The sequence below is a fragment of the Streptomyces sp. NPDC015139 genome (assembly GCF_043079785.1).
GTDB classification, from domain to species: domain Bacteria; phylum Actinomycetota; class Actinomycetes; order Streptomycetales; family Streptomycetaceae; genus Streptomyces; species Streptomyces albidocamelliae.
In genome coordinates this window covers 1-3,751 of sequence record NZ_JBIBUW010000056.1, presented here as the reverse complement: position 1 = coordinate 3,751, position 3,751 = coordinate 1, and the positions used below count along the sequence as shown (strand labels likewise).

Annotated in this window: 4 protein-coding genes and 1 pseudogene; 1 reads left to right on the top strand and 4 read right to left on the bottom strand. The window is 68.0% G+C overall.

The features are described from left to right. Nucleotides 1-771: 771 nt before the first annotated feature. Nucleotides 772-984: pseudogene (locus ACF08B_RS41495) on the bottom strand (hypothetical protein); the annotation flags it as partial. A gap of 163 nt (nt 985-1,147) precedes the next feature. On the opposite strand from ACF08B_RS41495, the gene ACF08B_RS41490 reads away from it, so the two are divergent. Next, complete coding sequence (locus tag ACF08B_RS41490; protein WP_392322211.1) at nt 1,148-1,909, top strand: maleylpyruvate isomerase family mycothiol-dependent enzyme; 762 nt, start codon at nt 1,148-1,150, stop codon at nt 1,907-1,909. Nucleotides 1,910-1,913: 4 nt separating this feature from the next. On the opposite strand, the gene ACF08B_RS41485 is transcribed toward ACF08B_RS41490, so the two are convergent. The 3 genes from ACF08B_RS41485 to ACF08B_RS41475 form a co-directional block, all read right to left on the bottom strand. Further along, nucleotides 1,914-2,057 carry a hypothetical protein gene (locus tag ACF08B_RS41485; protein ID WP_392322210.1) on the bottom strand — a complete coding sequence of 48 codons (144 nt, stop codon included), beginning with the start codon at nt 2,055-2,057 and terminating at the stop codon, nt 1,914-1,916. A 60-nt stretch (nt 2,058-2,117) separates the two neighbouring features. After that, nucleotides 2,118-2,969, bottom strand: coding sequence for an IS5 family transposase (locus ACF08B_RS41480; RefSeq protein WP_392322209.1), 852 nt, complete (start codon nt 2,967-2,969; stop codon nt 2,118-2,120). 76 nt (nt 2,970-3,045) lie between these two features. Continuing rightward, nucleotides 3,046-3,636 carry a transposase gene (locus ACF08B_RS41475; RefSeq protein ID WP_392322208.1) on the bottom strand — a complete coding sequence of 197 codons (591 nt, stop codon included), beginning with the start codon at nt 3,634-3,636 and terminating at the stop codon, nt 3,046-3,048. Between the last annotated feature and the right edge of the window lie 115 nt (nt 3,637-3,751).

Here is a 3,751-nt window from a genome sequence, read left to right as displayed (position 1 = left end):
GCAACCGACCCACACCACCCCCTCACACCCGACACCCACCACACCGCCCCGCCAGACGCACCACCAACCCACCCGACCCGACACGCCCCCACACAACACGACACAGCACCGCCCGGCCCGGCACGGCACGACACGCCCCCACACGACACGGCACGCCACGGCACCACGCCAGTCCCCGCTCGCCCACCTCAGACACGCCACGCCCACCCCGACACACGACCCCCACCCGCCGACCCCAACCCCACCCCGCCCCCGCCCCCAGCCCCGGCACACACCAACCCCCTCAAACACGTAGACCGCCGAAAACCACCCAGACAGCCACCACGCAGGGACAACGCAGCCACCACCAGACGCCCCCACATACCCCCCGACCGAGGCAAGCGCTGGCCTGCCCGACGGGCCAGCAACAGCAGGCCGGCCGTGCCCGAGACCCCGTCACGGAGCCGTTGTGGACGACCGCAGTACCTGCATCCGTCGCACATCAAGCACGCGGCAGCCGGCTTCCGCCCCCACTTCGCCGTCCACAGCGAGGACTACGTCACCGCCCAGGGATTCGTCGCCGCGGGCCTCGGCGTAAGCCTCATCCCCCGCCTAGGCCTCGGCAGCCCGCACCCCGACGTCGTCGTACGATCGTCAAGAACGCCGCACCCACCGCACCGGTCGGCATGCGCCCCGCCGACCGTGCGAAAGGCGCGGGCCGACAACGGTGAAGGAAACGGCCTGGTCCGGCGGTGGTCGCGGCCGCCGGGGACCATCTGCCCGTGTCAGGCCGCCACCGGTCGGGGTGATGGCGAGCGGGGTGCTGCCTGCCTCGGCGATGACGTGGTGCTTCGAGCCGGGCCGGGCGCGGTCGACCGGGCTCGGCCCGGTTTTGGGCCGCCCCGACTGGCCTTGGTCGTCCAGTGGCAGCCGGCCGTGATGGCACGGACGCCGCTGCCTGACCGGCAGCAACGGCTCGATGCGCCCCCGCAGGTCATCCGGCACCCTCCACGGAGGACGGTTCCCCCTCCCTCAGGACTCGTTCAACGAGCTGGCCAGGAAGGGGATATGGCTCCGGCCAGGCTTTCCATTAGGTGCTCCAACTCCCGCAGTTGACGGCCTGGAAAATAGGGTGCGGTCGACTGAGCTGGGGTGATAGGTAAGCGATGTGACAGAGAGTCTTGAGTATTCCGCCCTGCTGCAACTGATCGACGAGCGGTCGGCCGCGTTCCGGTGTGCGGTTGCCGCCGCGCCCAGCCTTGACGCGCCGGTGCCGTCCTGCCCCGAGTGGACGCTGTTCGATCTGGTGCAGCACCTGGGTACGGGCCAGCGCTGGTGGGCCGCGATCGTCGCCGCGGGCCCGGCCGAGGCTCCGCCGGCCAAGGATCTCGCGGAGGTGCCGCGGGAGCTCGAGGCCCTGCTGGCCTGGTACGCCGAGTCGAACGAGCTGTTGCTGAGTGCGCTGCGCGAGGCCGGCCCGGAGCGCGAGTGCTGGGCATGGTGGAGCGCCGGCGTGTCACCGGCGAATGCCTGGGGCGTTGCCCGGCGCCGGGTGCACGAGGTGCTGGTGCACACTTACGACGCCCAGCTCGCCGCAGGCGCCGTGCAGCCGATGCCGGCGGACGTCGCGATCGACGGCGTGGCCGAGTTTCTCGACACGTGCAACTCCACCCCGGCGGCCTGGCCGCATGAGGCCGCCACCATCCACTACCACGCCACCGAGGGCCGCTCCTGGCTCCTCACGCTGGACGGCACAGGCGCCTGGCCCGCACCCCTCACGGACGACGCCGCGCCCCCCTCCGCTTCGGCCACGGGCACCGCCGAGCAGCTGCTCCTCTTCGTCTGGGGCCGCCTCACGCTGAGCGACCTGAAGATCGAGGGCGACCACCAGGTGTTCGAGCAGCTGATCGCCTGGGAGCCCGAGGAGTAGCCAGTCAATACTGTCGGCGGACGGCCTCGATGACGTCCGCGTCGGTGGACATCGCGAACAGCTCCGCCTCCGCGCGGCGGACGGCCAGTACGGCCTCGTACAGCTCGGGCCCGAGCGCCTCCCGCAGCACCGCAGACTCAGCCAGCAAGGGGATATGGCTACGACCGGGCTCTCTGTTAGGTGCTCTTAGAGAGCATCTGATCAGCCTTCACACTGATGCTTCCGGGATGTCCGTTTCGATTCGCCAGGTTGGTGCGGATTCTCCGGTCAGTTCGCGGGACATTTTGTTAGCCATCGCCCAGTGGATCATCGCTCTCGATCTCTGCGGGAGGGCTTCGTAGTCCCGTGCCAGACGGCGGTGCTGCATCAGCCAGCCGAAGGTCCGCTCGATCACCCACCGTTTCGGCAGCGGCTCGAACCCCTTGGTCCGCGGTCGCTCCACCACTTCGACGTCGATGCCCAACCGGGCGCCGTGGCTGAAGATGCTGTTCTGGTAACCGCCGTCTGCCCAGACCTTGGTGACGCTGGGATGCGCCGCGGCCAGGTCGTCGAGCAGGAGCTTGCCGCCGGTGGTGTCGTGGACGTTCGCGGCCGTGACGAGAACGGCCAGCACCAGACCGAGCGTGTCCGTGATCAGGTGCCGTTTGCGTCCTTTGATCTTCTTGCCGGCGTCGATGCCCTGACTGGTCTCGGCGACGTTTGCCGAGGTCTTCACGCTCTGCGCGTCGACAACGGCCGCGGTGGGCTCTGCGCTGCGGCCGTGTAATCGGCGGGTCTTGTCGCGTAACAGGTCGTGAACCTGCTGGGTGGTGCCATCCGCTTCCCACTTCGCGTAGTAGTCATAGACCGTCTTGCAGGGCGGGAAGTCGTGCGGCAAGTACTCCCACGGGATGCCGGTGCGGTTGACATAGAGGATCGCGTTGACGATCTCTCGCAGGTCGTGCACCCGGGCTGCCGTGCCGGGGCCGGCACGTCTCGCCCGCCAAGCGGTGAAGACCGGTTCAATCAAGGCCCAGCGGGCGTCGGACACATCACTGCGGTACGGGCGACGGTCACTCACGCCTCATCCAACGACCGCCAACGACGCCAGTCACAAAAACATCCCAGAACACCAGCTACCTAGATCAGATGCCCTCTTACTGACCTTTTCGTAAGTTCGGTGGGTGTGCTGGGTGGATGGTCAGGCCGGTATGGGCGAGGAATGACCAGGGCAGTCGTGGGTTGGTGTTGATGCGGTGGATGCCTTGTTGGGTGGCGTCGGCGACATCGGCGAGGTGGTCGCCGGCGAGGTTGGCGAGTTCACGCTTCTTGAGCGAGGACCACAGCAGTTCCACCGGGTTCAGTTCGGGAGCGTAGGCGGGTAATCGCTCCAGAGTGAGCCAGTCCTGTTCGGCGACCCAGGCCCGCATCGCCCGGCTCCAGTGGGCCGACAGGCCGTCCCAGACCAGGATCACCCGCTCGCCGCGGTAGAACACCTTCATCTGCTCCAGGACCTCGATGAGTCCGGCGGTGTCGTAGCTGCCGGGCTTGAGGTGGAAGCACAGGCGGGCCCCGCGATCGGGGTCGGTGGCGTGGTAGCCCAGGGCTCCGGCCATCGACGCGCGCTTCCAGTTCAGGCGGTGACGCAGGAGCGGAGTCCGTCCTCGGGGCGAGTAGGTGCGGCGGATCTGAGGGAGCAGGGAGACGCCTGATTCGTCGAGGAAGACGATCCAGGCACGTGTGTTCACGGCCCCTTTTTGATACGCGGGAGGTTGTCAATTCCTTTGTGTATGTAGAGGTGTGTGGTCTTGCTGATCGGGTCGTGTGGTTGGTTACTTGCGGTGATCTTGGTGGGGGCTAGAG